This window comes from Litoribacter populi (assembly GCF_007483685.1).
Lineage (GTDB): Bacteria > Bacteroidota > Bacteroidia > Cytophagales > Cyclobacteriaceae > Litoribacter > Litoribacter populi.
Window position 1 is genome coordinate 645,067 of the sequence record NZ_VMKN01000002.1, and the last position, 17,063, is coordinate 662,129.

The window sequence follows — 17,063 nt, forward strand, 5'->3', positions numbered from 1 at the left end:
TGGGTGGTAATAGGTTATTTTGAATGATCAACCACATAAAGTTTTTTAAGATGAGTTTTTCCATTTATTTACTGTTAGTATGCCTTAGTGCCTTAGTCGCCTTGGGGTACCTGATTCATAAACAATCGAGTTTTCAAAAATCGGAAGTTTTGCTATTGATATGTTTAATCCTGGTATTCATATTTGAAACTTTTAATCAATTTTTGGTAACCAAAGCGATAAATAAAAATATCTTGTATACCCTGAGCTGGTTTTATGTAGTGCCGGCTATCTTGACCTACTATTTTTCCCAGCAGCTACCTGTTTTCAGAAATAGGGTGTTGGTCATAGGCATCATGATTCTCATGCTGCTCATCCCCAGCCTGCGTATAGACTGGCAAACGGATGTGAAAGACCACATGCACTACATCAACTACCTTCCGCTCTGGACGCTGGTATTGATCCTTGCAGGCAAGTCTTTATATAAAAACCTCACCTCACAGGAATTTGCCGATCAAAACCTGTTGTCCATTTCCAATTTTTGGGTGTGCATAGGGGTACTCATATTTTACTTGGAGAGTACATTTATGTTGGGGATCCTGTATATGTATCCACAGGCAGAAATCTCCCTGATACAGACGGCATTGAATTTCAGCCATTCATTGGGCGGATTGATGCTTTTGATTATCGGCATATCCTTATTTGCCCCTACCCTTTTTGCCAAAACCTATAAATTTTCCTGATCATCATGGAGAATTAAAATATCCTTAATAAATTAGAACACCTTATACCTAAGAACATGAAACTTGAAGAACTAAAAAAATTAACCGCCAATTACAGAAAAGAAGTCGGTATCGGCAAACCTGCGACAAACAGGGAGGGCAAAGAAATCACTGAGCAGTCCCGATCGATATGGTTTGACAGACACACCATTGAAAAGCTACTTGCCCAGACCGATGAAAAGATGGGAGGCCTAAAGATATTCTTTGCCGAATACGGAAGTGACTACCTAGAGGAAAGCGGCCATGACTACACAGGTCAACTTACAGTGGTATTGGCAGCCTCCAATGATAATGAAGATCCTACTAAGGATGAGCAAATAGAAAATGCGGGCCAGCTTTGCCCACCACACTGTGGAGGCGACATTTAATCGAATGGACAATGGATTTATATAATACCTTCATAGTCATTTCATTTCTCATTATTATCCCTGGTTTTTTTATAAAAAAAAACAACTACAAGCCTATCCATAGGCTATTCTTCTTCATTATTGGGTTAGTGTTGATATTGGAAATGACTGGGTATTATTTAAAAGTCAGGACAATCAACAATTCCTTCTTATACAATATTGGATTTGTATACATTGAAAGCCTTTTGATTTTACTATATTTCACCCTGATATCACAGGAAGCAAAATTTAGAAAAATAGTAAGGCTTTCAATGTTTGGATTAATTTTATTGGGTATCACTAATACCCTTTTTTTCCAAAATATCACATCCGTATTTCATACCTATTCCTATTCGATAATCAGTCTTATGATAATAGGATGTTGTATTAAGTTTTTTATAGATGTAATCTTACAAGGTCGATATGAAAATCAGAACACTTTTGGGATACCCCATATATGGATCGTAAGCGGAATTTTAATTTTTTATAGTTCTACAGCCATTTATTTTAGTTCTATCCATGTCTTGTATGACATGAATAAAGAGTTATTTTTAAATTTACGGGCTGTGGTAAGGTTCTTAAGCGCCACCTCTTATCTAATCTTCGCCTTTTCCTTCTACACACCGTATATTTTCAAAGAAAAGACTATTGCAACCAGATAGATGAATTCCCCTACAGCTTTCGAGGTTTACATAATTATTCTTGCGGGAATCTCAATTACGTTAATTCTGGCCATGTGCATCATCTTCATGGTAATATTCCACCGTCAAAAGCAGCTTAAAAACAAACAGCAAGTGGCATTATTGCAAGCAGAATACGAGCATACCATATTAAAAGTAGAAAAAGAAATCCAAGAAGAAACCCTCCAATACATAGGCCAAGAACTCCATGACAACATTGGGCAGATGCTATCCCTAGCCAAGCTGAACTTAAACCAGGGCGGGACGGAACAAATTTTTGAAACCAAAAAATTGCTTACCCAAACCATCAAAGAAGTCCGCAACCTTTCCAAAGCCCTTAATCTAAGCTGGATTGAAGGTATAGGCGTTAAGGAATTCATAGAAAAGGAACTGGAAAAAATTGAGAAAACGGGTTTTTGTCAAACACGCATGGAATATGATTCCCCTTTGGATAGCCTACCGCAGGATCATAAGCTCGTATTGGCAAGACTCACCCAAGAATGTCTCAACAATGCCATCAAACATGCCCAGCCCAAATTGCTTCATGTGAAAATTGAGAGCAACGGCAGTGAAACTTTGCTGGAAATCAGCGATGACGGGGTAGGATTTGACACCTCCCAAAAAAGCTCAGGCATGGGCCTACACCACCTAAATAGCCGAATGCAGAGCATAGGGGGAAATGCACAGGTACACTCCAGTCCCGGAAAAGGAACATCGATCAAACTTATTTTGCCAAATTGATCCTTTACGCTTAAATTGGGTGAATATTAAAGTAAGGAATCATGATCAGGATAATACTGGCAGACGACCATAAGATGTTTGCCAAGGGGATAGCGGGTTTGTTAGAAAAGGATGAAGAGATCCAAGTGGATGGAATTTTCAAAAATGGTTTGGAAGTACTGGACTACCTGAAGGAATATAGACCACAGCCCCACATTGTGCTTACCGACCTCAATATGCCTGGTATGGACGGCATGAACCTGATACGGAATATAAGAAGCTCCTGCAAGCGCTGTAAGATCATTGTCTTATCCATGTATGATGAGGAGGACATATTCAAGGCTTGTGTGAAAGAGGGCATTGATGCCTATGTGCTCAAGGATGCCGATCCGGATGAGTTGATATACACCATTTACGAAGTGGTGGAAAACCGCCACATTTTACACTTCCCTAATGTGCTCAAGCAAGCTAGTGAGGAAATCTACCTGGATGTCTACAAGGAAAAGTTTAAGCTTTCACGCCGGGAAACTGAGATCCTGAAATTTATAGTCGTGGAAGGGCTGGCAAACAAGGACATCGCCGACAAGCTCTGCCTGAGCGTACACACCATAGAAGCCCACCGAAAAAAAATCCACCAAAAACTCGACGTTAGTAATGCGACGGAGTTGATTAAGAAGGGATTGGAAATGAATTTGTGAAAAAAAATCCCTGTGTAGGGGTGAAAAATTTTTCACCCCTACACAGGGATTTCGTATTTAAAACTTCGCGCTATAATTAGGTGCTTCGCGGGTGATGTTCACATCGTGAGGGTGGGACTCACGGACACCGGCGGCGGTTATCTTGACAAACTTGCCGTTTTTCTGCAAATCATCAATCGACTGCGTACCGCAATAGCCCATTCCGGCCTGCAGTCCACCTACCAATTGGTAAAGTACTTCCTGCACTAGCCCTTTGAACGCCACACGGCCTACAATCCCTTCAGGAACCAATTTCTTGACATTATCCTCAGCATCCTGGAAATATCGGTCTTTTGAACCAGACTCCATAGCTTCGAGAGAGCCCATTCCACGGTAGGATTTGAATTTCCTTCCTTCGTAAATGATCATTTCTCCAGGAGCCTCTTCGGTACCGGCCAGCAAAGATCCGATCATAATGGCATCTGCACCGGCAGCGATTGCTTTGACCACGTCACCTGAGTAGCGAATGCCGCCATCAGCAATGACAGCCACACCTTTGCCTTTTAACGCTTCAGCACATTCAAATACCGCAGAAAGCTGAGGTACACCCACACCGGCGATCACCCTAGTCGTACATATACTACCTGGTCCCACACCAACTTTAACCGCATCGGCACCAGCCTCTGCCAAAGCTACAGCAGCTTCCGGAGTGGCAATGTTGCCGACTATTACGTCAAGCTCTGGGAATTTGGCTTTAATTCTTTTACAAGTTTCGATTACACCTTTAGAGTGTCCGTGGGCAGTATCGATACTGACTACATCAACGCCGGCATTTTTCAAAGCCTCCACACGGGACTCGATGTCGGCAGTCACGCCAACTGCTGCACCGACTCTAAGTCTGCCATATTCGTCCTTACAGGCGTTTGGCTTATCTTTTCTTTTGAGGATATCCTTATAGGTGATCAATCCCAAAAGCTTGTTGTCCTCATCAATGATAGGAAGTTTTTCGATTTTGTATTCTTGAAGGATTTCCTCTGCCTGTTCCAAAGTGATACCACCTTTGGCAGTTATCAGATTTTCTACAGTCATAATATCCTTAATGAGCCTGTTTGGATCTTTGATAAAACGTAGATCACGATTGGTGATGATACCCTTAAGTTCACGGTTTTCATTGATCACCGGGATACCACCGATCTTGTATTCGCTCATGATAGCCTGGGCATCTCTTACTTTTGCATCAATATCAAGGGTAATAGGATCGAGGATCATCCCACTTTGGGATCTTTTCACTTTGCGGACCTGTGCGGCCTGCTGCTCGATGCTCATGTTCTTGTGGATGAAACCTAATCCGCCTTCCAAAGCGATGGCAATGGCAAGTTCGGCCTCTGTCACGGTGTCCATGGCAGCGGAGACCAAAGGAATGTTGAGCCTGATGTTTTTGGTAAGTTGAGTTGAGGTGTTGGTGTCGCGCGGCAATACTTCTGAGTAACCCGGCACAAGAAGCACGTCATCGTAGGTGAGCGCTTCAAAGAGGAATTTATCTGAGTTTCGATTCATAGCAAATATTGGTTAGGTAACCCTATTTGCCCGTCAAATATACAAACTTTTTCTCATCCGAATCAAATCGATAAAAAATAAATCAGAAGATTTTTAACTGAAAGGCAGGGAATTGGGATTAATGTTTGGTGAGGATTTGAAATGGGGACAAAGTACAAGGTACTATGTACTAAGTATTCTAGGCGATCCAGGTCAAAAGGGACACAGAGTTACTCAGAGTTTTAATGGAGTTTCGCAGAGCCTTGCAACTTCTTATAAAATTCTTGCGATGCCATTTTTTTTTCATTTCTTACCTTTGTGCCCTTTTTCCCACTTTGTGCCCATTTTTCCCTTCGTGCGACTTCTTTTTAACTTAGTGGTACTTTGTGACCATTTTTGAATTACGAAATACGAAGTACGAGGTACAAAGAATTCCCTTCGTGCGACTTCTTTTGAACTTGGTGTCCTTCGTGACCCATTTTTTTCTTACTCTAACTTAGCGCCTTTGCGCCTTTGTGGCCATTTTTCCTTTGTGGCCATTTTTGAAGTACGAAAAATCCCTTTGTGCCCCCTTTTTCTTAACAAAAACTTAATACCTCTGCGTCTCATGTGGCCAATTTTTACTTCGTGCGACTTCTTTAAAACTTCTGCGACTTTGCGGCCATTTTTAATTTTTTCAACTTATAAATATCAAAGGCATGCCGGCTAAGGCCTGAAGTAAAGTGGCTAGGGACAACAAACCATAGACTGCAGCAAAGAAAAGTACAGGTTTGATTTTGTCACGGCTTACAAACCAGGCAAACAGGGGTATTGCCTGAAGGGCGTGAAGGCCGAGAAAGTGAGCGATCCTGAGATCTCCATATTGTCTGGCCCAATTGAGGAAGAACCAACCTTGCTGCCCATCCTCAGCCCCTACCGTATGGCCCATGTTGGATACCATGATAAACCCTTCCAAACTGGCCAAAATAAAAATCAAAAACCCCAATTGAATACCTAATTTATAGCCTTTTGGAAGATCCTTTACCGTCCTAAAAAACAATAATGCAAGTGCCACAAATACGGTATTCACCACTATAGCCATCCCCATGGTGGAAAACAACATGGCGTCCAACGGCGTGGCAATATTGTAATGGGAGGTTTTTCCTAGTGCTGCCTGGCCTGCGATGATGAGAATTTCCAGTGTCATGACGGAAATGATTCCCCAAGCGATAAATTTGGCTTTTCTTTTAGAAGGAAGATAATGGAGATACCATGCCATGGTGAAGAAAAATATGGCAATGGAAATGAAAAACTTCATGGGTTTCACCCAGACATTCACTCCTAGGAGCATGCGGTGGTCAAACATCGAAATGGCCAGAACTGCCAAAAAGCCCAATGCATTAGCCATCCCAAAGGACACCAAAAGCGGATTCCTCACGTACAGCTCTCGAAAGAAGTTTGCGGTTGTTTTGTATTTCAGGGTGTACATGTGGTGTTTTTTTTGGGGTACTAAGTACTAGGTACTATGTACTAAGAAATTCTAGACCAGATGTTAATCTTAGCCATTCAGAACCATGGCGGCCATTTTTACTTCGTGCGACTTCTTTTGAACTTGGCGCGACCCTGTCTGCCGCCAGGCAGGTTTGTGACCATTTTTTTTAATCTCTTTTTCTTCGTGCCCATTTTTTCCTTCGCGCCCTTTGTGCCCCTTTTCCCTTCGTGCTACTTAGTGACCCATTGTGTAACTTTATTTTACTTTGTGCCCTCCTATGTTGAAAATCAAGGAATAAGCTATTTTTTTGCATACTTTTCCTGTATTTATCTTTTTCCTCTTAAATGCGGTTCTCAGTTCTGGACGGGTTCCTGTCAAGGCCGGCGCCCCAGCGCCGTTCATTTCAGCCTTTACAGGAATTCGGGAAGAACTATCTTTGTATTTAGGGGGAAAAGATAAATCCCGTATTCCTCATATACATATAATTTGACCTTTTGTAACCTCTTCAATTAATCTCCTATCAGCAGTCCGTTTCGGCCGCAATGTATTTTTCATTTTAAAGAGGAAGGGGACGTAACCTTTGTGTAACGGTCCTCCCTTACGGGTGCCGCAGGCACACACTACCGTTTATTCCCCGTCCAATTTTCCAAGATTACTCGGTCATTATTGGTTTTTTAAAATTCCTTAACCCGTTACACCGGTCACATACTCTGTCTTATGGCGGAGCATGTGGCGGATTCTGTTGAGCAGGCTTTTGGCGATCCTGATGATTGCCTTGTTTTTATTCATCCTTTTGCTCAGTTCGTTAAACTTTGCCATCAGGGCAGGATCCTTTCTTACGGCTACCCAAGAGGCCTCAATGAGCAAGATCTTAATTTTCTTCCTGCCTCTTCTGGTTATCTTGCCGGTGGCAGTTTTTTCACCGGAACTCCTGGTGTTCGGCACAATACCGATATAATGGCAAAGCTCATCCAGTGTTTTGAACCGCTCTATATCGCCCAGCTGGGTCAGCAGGTTCATAGCCGTAACCAGCCCCACACCGGGTATGGTTATTAATCTATCGCAATTATCCCGATACCTGTCACTTTCGGCAAGTTCGCGTATCTGACGGGTTATATTCAGAATATTTTTTTTCAGCGCCATGCCGCTCTCCACCAAGGCGGCTATAGTCTGCCTAATACTCGGATGTAGTTCTTCAAGCCCCAGAACCCATTCCATATAAACCTTTGACCATGACCTAGTCTGCACTGCCGAAAAGCGGGCAGGGATCTCTACCCCAAACTGCATGAGGATAGATTTTACCCTGCTTTTGTTCCGGGTCATATCCTTGACAAGAGTATCCCGGACCCGACACAGCGTACGGTCAGCCTCTAGAATGGTATCTGGGACATGGATGCCCTCAAGCTCACCGCCACGGAGCATTCTGGCCAGCTTCCTGGCATCGACCGAATCGTTTTTCTGAAGCCTTTCTTTTTGGCTCGTCGGCACATCGGCCGCATTGAGGACCATACATTCAATACCAAGTTCGTTGAGCCTCCTACAGGTGCCGAATCCGCTGAAACCCGCTTCATAAACAGCTTTGTATGTCCCTCCCGGAAAGCTCGCATTCATGTAATCGGCCAACTGGTCGGGATTTCTGTCCCTGCTCATGGTCTTGTGTTCATAAAGCTCCCCGAAGATGGAGACCAGCCAGTTTCTTAAGTGGTCATCGATTCCGATATAGAAGCATTGTCCTTCAAAGGATTTCTGGTTAACTTTAGTGCGTGGCATAAGCTATGTTCTTTTAAAGTGATAAGTAGGATTATACCTTTAATTTAAGAATTTTAGCTTATGCTTTACTTTTCAAACATAATACCTTTGTGACCATTTTTACTCACGGCGCAAAATCAGTGGATTTGGCGAAAGGGTACTGTACTACCTCGCCTGCTTTCATTGCTCTAATTACTAGATAAACCAGTAAACCAACTGGTCCTAACATAAAGGTCAGGAAAAGGCAAGGTAAAAGAAGCCAGCGGTTAATCTTTCGGTAAAGAGAATCCTTGGCCACCCACATCCCGACAAAAAGATCAAAGGCCAGATAATGCACCCAGCCCCCAAGCAGGGCATGATCATCTTGAAAGAGCATCCGGACTTCGCGAAGGCTATTGAACCCGCCTTCCGCACCACCGGTGAAACCTACACTTATATAATAAAGATATACTATCGCCAAAAACACGATCACCCCTGAAAACAACGTCGGGTACACCCAATGGGTATGGTAAAAAGCAAAAAGCAACACCCAACTCAGCAGCGCCACGGTGTTGACAATGGTAAAAATAACTTCAAGCTCCATATGTATCTGAATTTTAGATAAATATAGCTATTTATTGTACCAAGTACAAGGTGCAAAGTACCAAGTACTTGGCAGCAATAACCGCTTTTTATAAAACTTTAGCGGTTGTTTCTTTTTTGAGCCATGATATTACCGCTGCGAAATAACTGGCCCTATCTCGCAGCGAAGAAGTACTTGGTACCTGGTACTATTTTTTCTTAAGCTTAGCTATATAAAACCCGTCAAATCCACTTTCATGGGCGAGGACTTTTTCGTCGCTGATCAATTCAAAGCCTTGACCTTTCTCGCTGTTGAGGAATTTTTCGACTTGTTGTTGATTTTCGGTTGGTAGAATGCTACAAGTGGCATAAACCATCATCCCGCCAGGCTTTAGCATGCCGGAGTAGTCTTGTATGATTTCTTGCTGCACTTCTTGTACTTTAGCCACGGATTCAGGGGAAAGCTTCCACTTGGTATCCGGATTTCTCTTCAGTACTCCAAGACCTGAGCATGGCACATCGAGAAGCAAGCGATCAGCTGACTCTGCAAGCCTCTTTATCGTCTTGTTACTTTCAATCACTCGTGGTTCTATGATGCTCACACCAGCTCGTCTGGCTCTGAGTTTAGTGTTTTTCAATTTCCACTCTTCGATATCCATAGAAAGAATCCTACCCTTATTTTCCATCAGAGCAGCCAAATGAAGGGATTTTCCTCCGGCACCGGCACATGCATCGATTACACGCATACCTGGCTCGACTTCAAGAGCAGATGCCACTAGTTGAGATGAGGCGTCCTGAACCTCAAAAAGACCCTCTTTGAAAGCTGGGTGTCTAAAAATATTCTGTCTTTTGGCCAAAACCAAGGCATCACGGTACCCTTTTGGTGCGTAAGTTTCCACACCGTCCTCGCCAAGTCGGTTCATCAGATCCTCTTTGGTAGTCTTAAGTGAATTGGCACGTAGGACAACTTGGGCTTGTTGGTTGAGGGTATCGAGTTCCTCATCCCATTTCTCGCCAAGAAGTTCCTCACCCATATCATCCATCCAATCAGGAATAGACTGCAGGATAGCGCGCTCTTTGATACTATCATAGTTACGCTTTATGCGTTGGGGATCCATTCCTTCAAATTCCCTCCAAGCCGGCAACGTGTTGCCCTGCATAAGCCAGTAAGTGGCAAAAAGGTGAAAAATATCATCAGAAGGACTCACCTCATTGATCAACCTCCACCAACGGACCATCTCATAAACCGTTTCGGCGATAAAGCCTCGATCCCTAGCTCCCCATTTGGGGTTGGACTTCAGGGTCTTTTCTATTACTTTATCTGCATATTTATTGTTAAAGAAGATCTCATCTAGGGCATTTACCACACCGTAAACCGTGTTGGAGTGAAGTTTCATAAGTATTTTCGAATTTTAGACCACAAAGATAATCATTTCATGTGGGCTTATAGTTCAATTTGAAAGGATAAGAAACCCTTCGGGTATATTTCTTGCTTCAAGGTATGGTTTAAAAGAAAAGGTTATTTTTGTGATATGGGAGAGAAAAGATGTCCACACTGCGGTAAATGGTCCGATTGGAACCAAAAGCTGGAAGATCCTTGCGATCATTGCGGGAAGCCACTCGGGGGGGAAGACTTGGAACACAGAAATCGGGACCGTCAAAAGGCACAAGAAAGGGCTGAAAGTTGGATCTTTTACATCCGTGAGGACGACAGCGACTTTGTGAAGTTCTGGAAAACAGTCGGCAATACCTTTTATATCATCTATATGTCCATTCTATCCTTCTTTGCCTGGCTGATTGCCGCCTTACCTGGATAATGAGTGTATTCAAAAATCCGTTTTTCATTGTTTCCTGCATCCTTTTTTGGATCAATCAGTATTTGGAAAAAGTTGAGGGAATTTTTATCCCTTACATCCACGAGTACCTTGATGATCTGCTGGCCATGCCGGTGGTGCTTGGTCTGACATTGCAGATTTTCCGCTGGTTCCATTCCCAAGGCAATGCCTTTGTTTTTACCATACCGCAGATTGCCATTGCCGTCATCTATTTTAGCTTGATTTTCGAGGTTATCCTGCCCATGAGGTCAGATGTCTATACCCGCGATTGGTGGGACATTTTATTTTACGCGGTTGGCGCGGCGGGATTTTATTTTTTGATAAATAGAAAAAAAAAACATTAAAACTTTGTTCCCTAATGTGGAACTTTTTATGTTACACCATATGACATCTATAAAGTCGGTATAAGACGAAAAAAGCTATAAGGAAGCTTTAGACAGACTGTCAGAAATTTTTCATGCACAGGTTGGTGACGAAGCAGATGTTCTTGCTGTATTGATCGAGGATTATGAAAACAAGCATTTCCCCATTGAAGCTCCTGACCCAATTGATGCTATAAAAATCAGGATGGAGGATCTTGAGCTACAACAAAAGGATCTAATCCCTATCCTAGGCCAAAAAAGCAGAGTTTCAGAAGTGCTTAACCGTAAAAGAAAGCTTAATTTGGATATGGTTAGAAAACTTTCCCAAGCTTTGAATATACCCCTGGAAACGCTTGCTCAAGACTATAGCCTAGACCCCACATAAGCTTTCCTAGGATATTCCACCAAAACAAAAAAACGACACCTTAAATTTCCAGCTTTCAAAAACTCTCGGGATTGAGTAATTTTAACCCAACATAAATTACATCCTGTGCCATCCTCCAGAGAACTCTTCCTTGAATCGGTAACCGAACTTTCCTCCATCTACCCTAAACAAGAGGCCGAAAGCCTTGTTTTCTGGCTTTTTGAACACTTTTTCAATTTCAGGAGAATGGAAGTCCTGCAGGATAAGTCCATAAAAGATGATCCTGCTTCCTATTTGGAGGCCTTGCAAAAAGTAAAACAGGAAGTCCCCATCCAGTACATTCTCGGAAAGGCTCCATTTTACGGGCGGGAATTCAAGGTTAGCCCCGATGTGTTGATCCCTCGGAACGAAACTGAGGAACTGGTTCACCTCATCTTAAAGGAAAACCGCATCCCTGCACCAAAGATTCTGGATATCGGCACCGGATCCGGCTGCATACCCATCACCCTGGCTTTGGAAATTAAAGAAGCCAAAGTTTATGGACTTGATGTTAGCCATGAAGCGTTGAAAATAGCTATGGAAAATGCGCTGCTGCTGGAAGCAACGGTGGATTTCCACCAAGCGGATATTTTATCAGCTGACATCCCCTATCCAGATCTTGACATCTTGGTGAGTAACCCGCCCTATGTACGGGAACTCGAAAAGGCCCAAATGCATAAAAACGTACTGGACCACGAACCCCATTTGGCCTTGTTTGTCAGCAATCAAGATCCCTTGATTTTTTACAGAACTATCGCTGAGAAAGGCTTAAAAGCCCTCAAGTCAGAGGGGAAGCTTTATTTTGAAATAAATGAGGCCTTTGGCCAGGAGACCAAGGGAATGATGGAAGGACTGGGTTATCAAAAGGTAAACATTTACAAAGACCTAAACGGTAAAGACAGAATTGTCTATGGGTTTACGCCCTGAAGCTCCCCAACCCAAAACAACTCTTTTGCCTTAAACTCAACCATGCCTTCTTCTATCTCAACAAAAGTGGCGTGCTTGATCTGAATCAACTCACTACCTTCAGCACTCACTATTTCTACAAATGAATCCTCTGAAGCATGTATTTGAAGGGAACCGTCTGAAAAGTATTTCTTAAGCTTGCCATTCTTAACAGGGAAGTAGCGCATTGGCCCATCCCAAACTACCAGATTCAGATAATCCATTTTAGGAGTTAGATCAAATACTTTTTGATGGTCAAACCCAATAATATTCACAGCTGAATGTTTAGAGGCAAGCAGGTATTGAAGTCCTTCATCCAGATACTCTTTATTGCTAACTGTCATGAATCTTACCGGATACTGCTCTTCAAGCAAATTCAGGTTTTCACGCTGAAAAGTCTCGGAAGCAAGAATGACATCAACTTTGATGCCCCAGGAAATAACCTTATCTATAGTTTTATCAGTTACCAGCACGGTGGGCACCCACTCCAATAGCGGGGCAACCGTCTCGAAGGTTAAACCCTCAAGGTTTAATATGATTAAGGCGGGCTCTTGGTTTTCTTTTACAAAATGATGGGAGGACATGTTTTTATAAAGTTGGAAGACGGGAGACAGGAGACGGAAAGACTGGGAGACCGAAAACCGGAGATGGAAAGGGCCTCAGGTCCAGGTTGATTTAAAGAACCTTTGTGCATTTTTATAGGCCAATTTTTCGAGTTGGTCTTTGTTCAGGTCATCTGAAAGGGTATCAAGCAGAGACGGATATTTCGACGCATTCTCGACCAGGGGAAAATAAAACGGATGCCTGGTTTTGTCAGGAAAGTCTTTGGTGTAAAAGAAATCGGCACCAAAACAGATGCAATCCTCGGCCCCTATACCGAAACCATGCTTGATATGGTCAAAGATTTTTTCCGGAACGGCATTGTCCAAAAAGGCTCTCAGGAAATTCACTCCTATTAATCCTTTTCGATGAATGATTTCTTTGGCAAATTCGTCACTAAGATTTCTCCTGTGATCCCAGATAGTACGGAAATTTGAATGGCTGGCAATCACGGGAACATCCAACTCTTTTGTGGTAATATGTTCCAGTATGCCTTGGGCGAGCCAATCAGAAGTATGGGACAAGTCGATGGCAATTTTTTTCCCAGAAATATAATCCAGCAATCTGCGGCCATCATCCTTTAAGCCTACTTCGGTATAGTTTCCGCCACCAAACCTGTTTTCAGTATGATGGGTCAAAGAAATATAAGCCAATCTACCTGTATTGGCGATAATATTATCTAGCTGGGTGTATATGGCCGTCCAATCGGCATGTTCATCACCCAGTCCGGCAGCATTTTCAATAGCGCAGACCACACCGATTTTATCTTCATTTTCAAGGGATCCCATAAATTCCCGGTCGGCCAAACACACCTCATCCCTATGCATATTTAGCATGGCTTTGAACTTACCAACCTGCTTAGTCGCCAATTCCATGCTGCCGGGAGCCACATCCGTGTAAATGGCCAGGACCTGCATTTTCACATTACCTTCATTAAGAAAAGGAAGTCCGCAGGCAATGTCGCGGCTCTGGGGATCGGCATCTGGTACTTTGGCTAGATAGGAAAGGAGGTCGCAATGGGTATCTATAATCGGGTAGCTCATCGTCTGGATTTTAGTCTGATAACAAATTAAGGCAAAAACTGAGAGAATTTTTATACATTTAGTGTTTGATTTTAAAGCAAAAAAGAATCCAAACCATGGCATTATCCCAGCCCATCAACTTTCAGAAATGGATTGACGAACACCGGCACCTGCTCAAGCCACCTGTGGGCAACCAGCAGGTTTTCCATGACAACAAGGATTTTATCGTCATGGTGGTCGGAGGCCCAAATTCCAGAAAAGACTACCATTACAACGAAGGCGAGGAGGTTTTCTACCAGTTGGAAGGAGACATCACGCTGAAAGTCATCGATGAAGGCGAGCTTAAAGACATTGTCATCCGAGAAGGGGAAATGTTCCTCCTGCCCGGCAAAGTCCCTCATAGTCCGAGAAGGCCGGCCAATACTGTAGGGTTGGTTTTTGAGCGTTATCGACGAGATGGCGAGCTCGACGGGTTTATCTGGCACTGCGAAAACTGCGGCCACAAACTTTACGAGGAATACGCCGAAATCAGCGATATCGTCAACCAGCTTCCTCCTATCATGGAGAGGTTCTGGTCCAATCCGGAACACACCACCTGCTCCAACTGTGGAGAGCAACTTAAAAAATGACCCAATTGAACCCCAATAACATGCAATACCAAAACTCTGAAGCATTTGCCCAGGAAATGGATCAAAATGACCCCCTGAGTTCTTTTCGGGACAAATTCCTTTTTCCCCAAGTCAACGGCCAACAGGCAATCTATTTTTGCGGCAATTCCCTAGGCCTTCAGCCCAAAACTGCGATCAATTACATCCAAACTGAAATGGACAGATGGGCTCATATGGCCGTGGATGGACATTTTCATGGGGAATCCCCTTGGTATAATGCCCGGAAAAAATCCAAACCTATGCTGGCCAAAATCCTTGGAGCCAAAGAGGATGAGGTAGTGGCTATGAACAACCTGAGCAGCAATCTGCACTTTTTGATGGTGAGCTTTTATCAGCCTACCCACAAGAAGTACAAGGTTCTGACAGAGGCCGGGTCCTTCCCCTCAGACATTTACATGCTGGAGACCCAGGTGAAATTTCACGGTTACAAGCCTGAGGATGCCATAATAGAAATCAGCCCGAGAGAAGGTGAACACACTTTGCGGACGGAAGATATTCTTAAAGCAATAGAGGAAAACCGAAATGAACTGGCTTTGGTGATGATGGCAGGGCTACAATACTATACAGGGCAGGTTTTTGACATGAAAAAAATTACAGAAGCAGGCCATGCAGCAGGTGCCCAGGTGGGATTTGACTTGGCTCATGCGGCTGGAAACATCCCATTGAAGTTGCATGATTGGGATGTGGACTTTGCCACTTGGTGCAGCTACAAATACATGAATTCCGGCCCAGGAAACATCTCAGGCATCTTTGTCAACGAACGCCACGCTAATAACCCTGATCTTCCAAGGTTTGCAGGCTGGTGGGGTCATGACGAAGACGAGCGGTTCAAGATGGAAAAAGGCTTCAAGCCTATGTACGGAGCCGATGGTTGGCAGCTTTCTAACACCAATGTATTAGCTTTGGCGGCCCACCAGGCATCCTTGGATATTTTTGAGGAGGCAGGAATGGACAGGCTTAGAGAGAAAAGTGAACTATTGACCGGATATCTGCAGTTCTTAGTCGAAAGTATCAGCGGAAACAGTGGCGTTTTGGAAATAATAACACCGAAAAGTCCAAAAGAAAGAGGCTGTCAGTTATCTTTGCTGGTTCATAAAGGTGGCAAAGCAGTATTTGACGAACTTTATGCTCACGGTATAGTTGGTGATTGGAGACATCCCAACGTTATTCGAGTAGCTCCGGCACCTTTATACAACAGCTTTGCGGATGTTTACAAATTTGCTCAAAGACTGGAACTAGCATTGAAGAAATTCGCTTAAAGCGATAGAAAGAGGAGATTGAATGGATAATAACAATATAAGCATCTTAGGTGCGGGATTGATTGGCTCATTACTGGGTATTTTCTTAAAGAAAAGGGGACTGGATGTATCTATCTTTGAAAAAAGAGAAGATAGGAGAAACCATATCTACCAAGAAGAGGGCAGGTCCATCAATATGGCCTTAAGTGACAGGGGTTGGAAGGCCTTGGAAAAGGTCGGCCTCAAGGATAAGGTGAAAGAATTGGCTATCCCCATGTATGGCCGCCGCATCCATGATGAACATGGCAATACCACTTTTCAGCAATATGGAAAAGAAGGTGAAGCTATTTACTCCATCTCCAGAGGTAAGTTTAATCAAATCCTAGTTGACGAAGCCGAAAAAGTTGGGGTTGAACTCAATTTTGATCACAAATGCGAGGATGTCAACATTTTCAAAAAGCAGATAAAATTTTCTCTTCCCAAGTGGGAAGCCAAAAAACATCAAGCCAATGTTATAATTGGGGCTGATGGAGCCTATTCTGCCTTGAGAAATTCCATGCAGAAGCAGGAAAGGTTTGATTTTACCCAACATTATATTTCCCACGGCTACAAGGAATTGAATATTCCTCCAACCGCAGAGGGAGAGTTTGCCATGGATCCAAATGCCCTGCATATCTGGCCAAGGGGAAAATTTATGCTTATCGCCCTCCCTAATCCCGATAAATCGTTCACTTGCACGCTTTTCCTTCCATTTGAAGGTACGAAAGTTTGCTTTGACAAGATCAACGACAAAAGGGATATAGAAAGCGTCTTTAAGACCTATTTCAACGATGCTTATAACATGATGCCAACTCTGGGCGAGGATTTTTTCAATAATCCTACCTCAGCATTGATTACCATCAATTGTTATCCTTGGGTCAAAAATCAGTGCTTGCTAATCGGTGATGCCAGCCATGCCATGGTGCCTTTCTATGGACAGGGCATGAACTGTGGCTTTGAGGATTGCTATGTACTGGATGGCTTGATCGAAAAATATGGCACCACTTCGTGGGAACTCATATTTGAGAAATTTCAAAAGATGAGAAAGCCGGATACAGATGCCATAGGACAGTTGGCATTGGAAAATTTCATCGAAATGAGGGACGCGGTTTCAGACCCTAAATTCTTGATCAGAAAGAAAATTGAAGCGAGGTTACATGAGCTTTACCCAACTGAATGGATTCCGCTTTATACCATGGTGACATTCTCGGATATTCCTTACTCTGAGGCTTATGCGCAAGGAAAAATCCAGGATCGCATCATGAACAAGGTGATGGCCGACCCTTTGATTACCCAAAATTGGGACAAACTGGACTATGAGGACATCATCGATCAAGTGGAGACGGCGAGGATGGTTTAAAATTCCCCATAAAAAAAATGTAAGTTTCTTATTTTAAAAATTATTAGGTA

Annotated in this window: 18 protein-coding genes; 11 read left to right on the forward strand and 7 right to left on the reverse strand. The window is 43.2% G+C overall.

What is annotated here, in order from left to right:
* Window positions 1–233 precede the first annotated feature (233 nt).
* From FPL27_RS18560 to FPL27_RS18575, 4 genes are all read left to right on the forward strand, one after another.
* A complete protein-coding gene (locus FPL27_RS18560) occupies window positions 234–722 on the forward strand; it encodes a hypothetical protein (RefSeq protein ID WP_143962716.1) in 489 nt (162 codons plus the stop codon).
* Between the two features lie 56 nt (window positions 723–778).
* Window positions 779–1,129 (forward strand): hypothetical protein, encoded by a 351-nt coding sequence (locus FPL27_RS18565; protein ID WP_143962717.1) that lies wholly within the window; start codon window positions 779–781, stop codon window positions 1,127–1,129.
* 680 nt (window positions 1,130–1,809) lie between these two features.
* Window positions 1,810–2,568 (forward strand): sensor histidine kinase, encoded by a 759-nt coding sequence (locus FPL27_RS18570; RefSeq protein ID WP_143962718.1) that lies wholly within the window; start codon window positions 1,810–1,812, stop codon window positions 2,566–2,568.
* Window positions 2,569–2,609: 41 nt separating this feature from the next.
* Window positions 2,610–3,245 (forward strand): response regulator transcription factor, encoded by a 636-nt coding sequence (locus FPL27_RS18575; RefSeq protein WP_143962719.1) that lies wholly within the window; start codon window positions 2,610–2,612, stop codon window positions 3,243–3,245.
* 57 nt (window positions 3,246–3,302) lie between these two features.
* Here FPL27_RS18575 and guaB read toward each other — a convergent pair whose 3' ends face one another.
* The 5 genes from guaB to FPL27_RS18600 all read right to left on the reverse strand — a co-directional run bounded on the left by guaB (window position 3,303) and on the right by FPL27_RS18600 (window position 9,938).
* Complete coding sequence (guaB, locus tag FPL27_RS18580; protein WP_143962720.1) at window positions 3,303–4,781, reverse strand: IMP dehydrogenase; 1,479 nt, start codon at window positions 4,779–4,781, stop codon at window positions 3,303–3,305.
* A gap of 655 nt (window positions 4,782–5,436) precedes the next feature.
* Window positions 5,437–6,228: a hypothetical protein gene (locus tag FPL27_RS18585; protein ID WP_143962721.1), complete on the reverse strand. Its 792-nt coding sequence runs from the start codon at window positions 6,226–6,228 to the stop codon at window positions 5,437–5,439.
* A 687-nt stretch (window positions 6,229–6,915) separates the two neighbouring features.
* Window positions 6,916–8,001: an IS110 family RNA-guided transposase gene (locus tag FPL27_RS18590; protein WP_143959643.1), complete on the reverse strand. Its 1,086-nt coding sequence runs from the start codon at window positions 7,999–8,001 to the stop codon at window positions 6,916–6,918.
* Window positions 8,002–8,104: 103 nt separating this feature from the next.
* A complete protein-coding gene (locus tag FPL27_RS18595; protein WP_143962722.1) occupies window positions 8,105–8,563 on the reverse strand; it encodes an ABA4-like family protein in 459 nt (152 codons plus the stop codon).
* 187 nt (window positions 8,564–8,750) lie between these two features.
* Window positions 8,751–9,938 carry an RsmB/NOP family class I SAM-dependent RNA methyltransferase gene (locus FPL27_RS18600; protein ID WP_143962723.1) on the reverse strand — a complete coding sequence of 396 codons (1,188 nt, stop codon included), beginning with the start codon at window positions 9,936–9,938 and terminating at the stop codon, window positions 8,751–8,753.
* A 135-nt stretch (window positions 9,939–10,073) separates the two neighbouring features.
* Between FPL27_RS18600 and FPL27_RS18605 the strand changes: the two genes are divergently transcribed.
* From FPL27_RS18605 to prmC, 4 genes are all read left to right on the forward strand, one after another.
* Window positions 10,074–10,358 carry a hypothetical protein gene (locus tag FPL27_RS18605; protein WP_143962724.1) on the forward strand — a complete coding sequence of 95 codons (285 nt, stop codon included), beginning with the start codon at window positions 10,074–10,076 and terminating at the stop codon, window positions 10,356–10,358.
* Window positions 10,358–10,720, forward strand: coding sequence for a magnesium citrate secondary transporter (locus FPL27_RS18610; protein WP_143962725.1), 363 nt, complete (start codon window positions 10,358–10,360; stop codon window positions 10,718–10,720). The genes FPL27_RS18605 and FPL27_RS18610 overlap by 1 nt, the downstream gene beginning before the upstream one ends.
* A 151-nt stretch (window positions 10,721–10,871) precedes the next feature.
* Window positions 10,872–11,123, forward strand: coding sequence for a helix-turn-helix domain-containing protein (locus FPL27_RS18615; RefSeq protein WP_317129459.1), 252 nt, complete (start codon window positions 10,872–10,874; stop codon window positions 11,121–11,123).
* A 105-nt stretch (window positions 11,124–11,228) separates the two neighbouring features.
* Entirely contained in the window at window positions 11,229–12,068 is an 840-nt protein-coding gene (gene prmC, locus FPL27_RS18620; protein WP_143962726.1) for a peptide chain release factor N(5)-glutamine methyltransferase, read from the forward strand.
* Here prmC and FPL27_RS18625 read toward each other — a convergent pair.
* Together FPL27_RS18625 and FPL27_RS18630 are read right to left on the reverse strand one after the other, a co-directional pair.
* Complete coding sequence (locus tag FPL27_RS18625) at window positions 12,050–12,670, reverse strand: thiamine pyrophosphokinase (protein ID WP_143962727.1); 621 nt, start codon at window positions 12,668–12,670, stop codon at window positions 12,050–12,052. The two genes, prmC and FPL27_RS18625, sit on opposite strands and share 19 nt — an antisense overlap.
* Before the next feature lie 75 nt (window positions 12,671–12,745).
* On the reverse strand, window positions 12,746–13,729 hold the full coding sequence (locus FPL27_RS18630; RefSeq protein ID WP_143962728.1) for a dipeptidase: 984 nt from the start codon (window positions 13,727–13,729) through the stop codon (window positions 12,746–12,748).
* A 95-nt stretch (window positions 13,730–13,824) separates the two neighbouring features.
* Between FPL27_RS18630 and FPL27_RS18635 the strand changes: the two genes are divergently transcribed.
* The 3 genes from FPL27_RS18635 to FPL27_RS18645 are packed head-to-tail and all read left to right on the forward strand — an operon-like array spanning window position 13,825 to window position 17,013.
* Window positions 13,825–14,337 (forward strand): 3-hydroxyanthranilate 3,4-dioxygenase, encoded by a 513-nt coding sequence (locus FPL27_RS18635; protein WP_143962729.1) that lies wholly within the window; start codon window positions 13,825–13,827, stop codon window positions 14,335–14,337.
* Entirely contained in the window at window positions 14,334–15,635 is a 1,302-nt protein-coding gene (gene kynU, locus FPL27_RS18640; protein WP_143962730.1) for a kynureninase, read from the forward strand. The genes FPL27_RS18635 and kynU overlap by 4 nt, the downstream gene beginning before the upstream one ends.
* A gap of 22 nt (window positions 15,636–15,657) precedes the next feature.
* Complete coding sequence (locus FPL27_RS18645; protein WP_143962731.1) at window positions 15,658–17,013, forward strand: FAD-dependent oxidoreductase; 1,356 nt, start codon at window positions 15,658–15,660, stop codon at window positions 17,011–17,013.
* Window positions 17,014–17,063 lie beyond the last annotated feature (50 nt).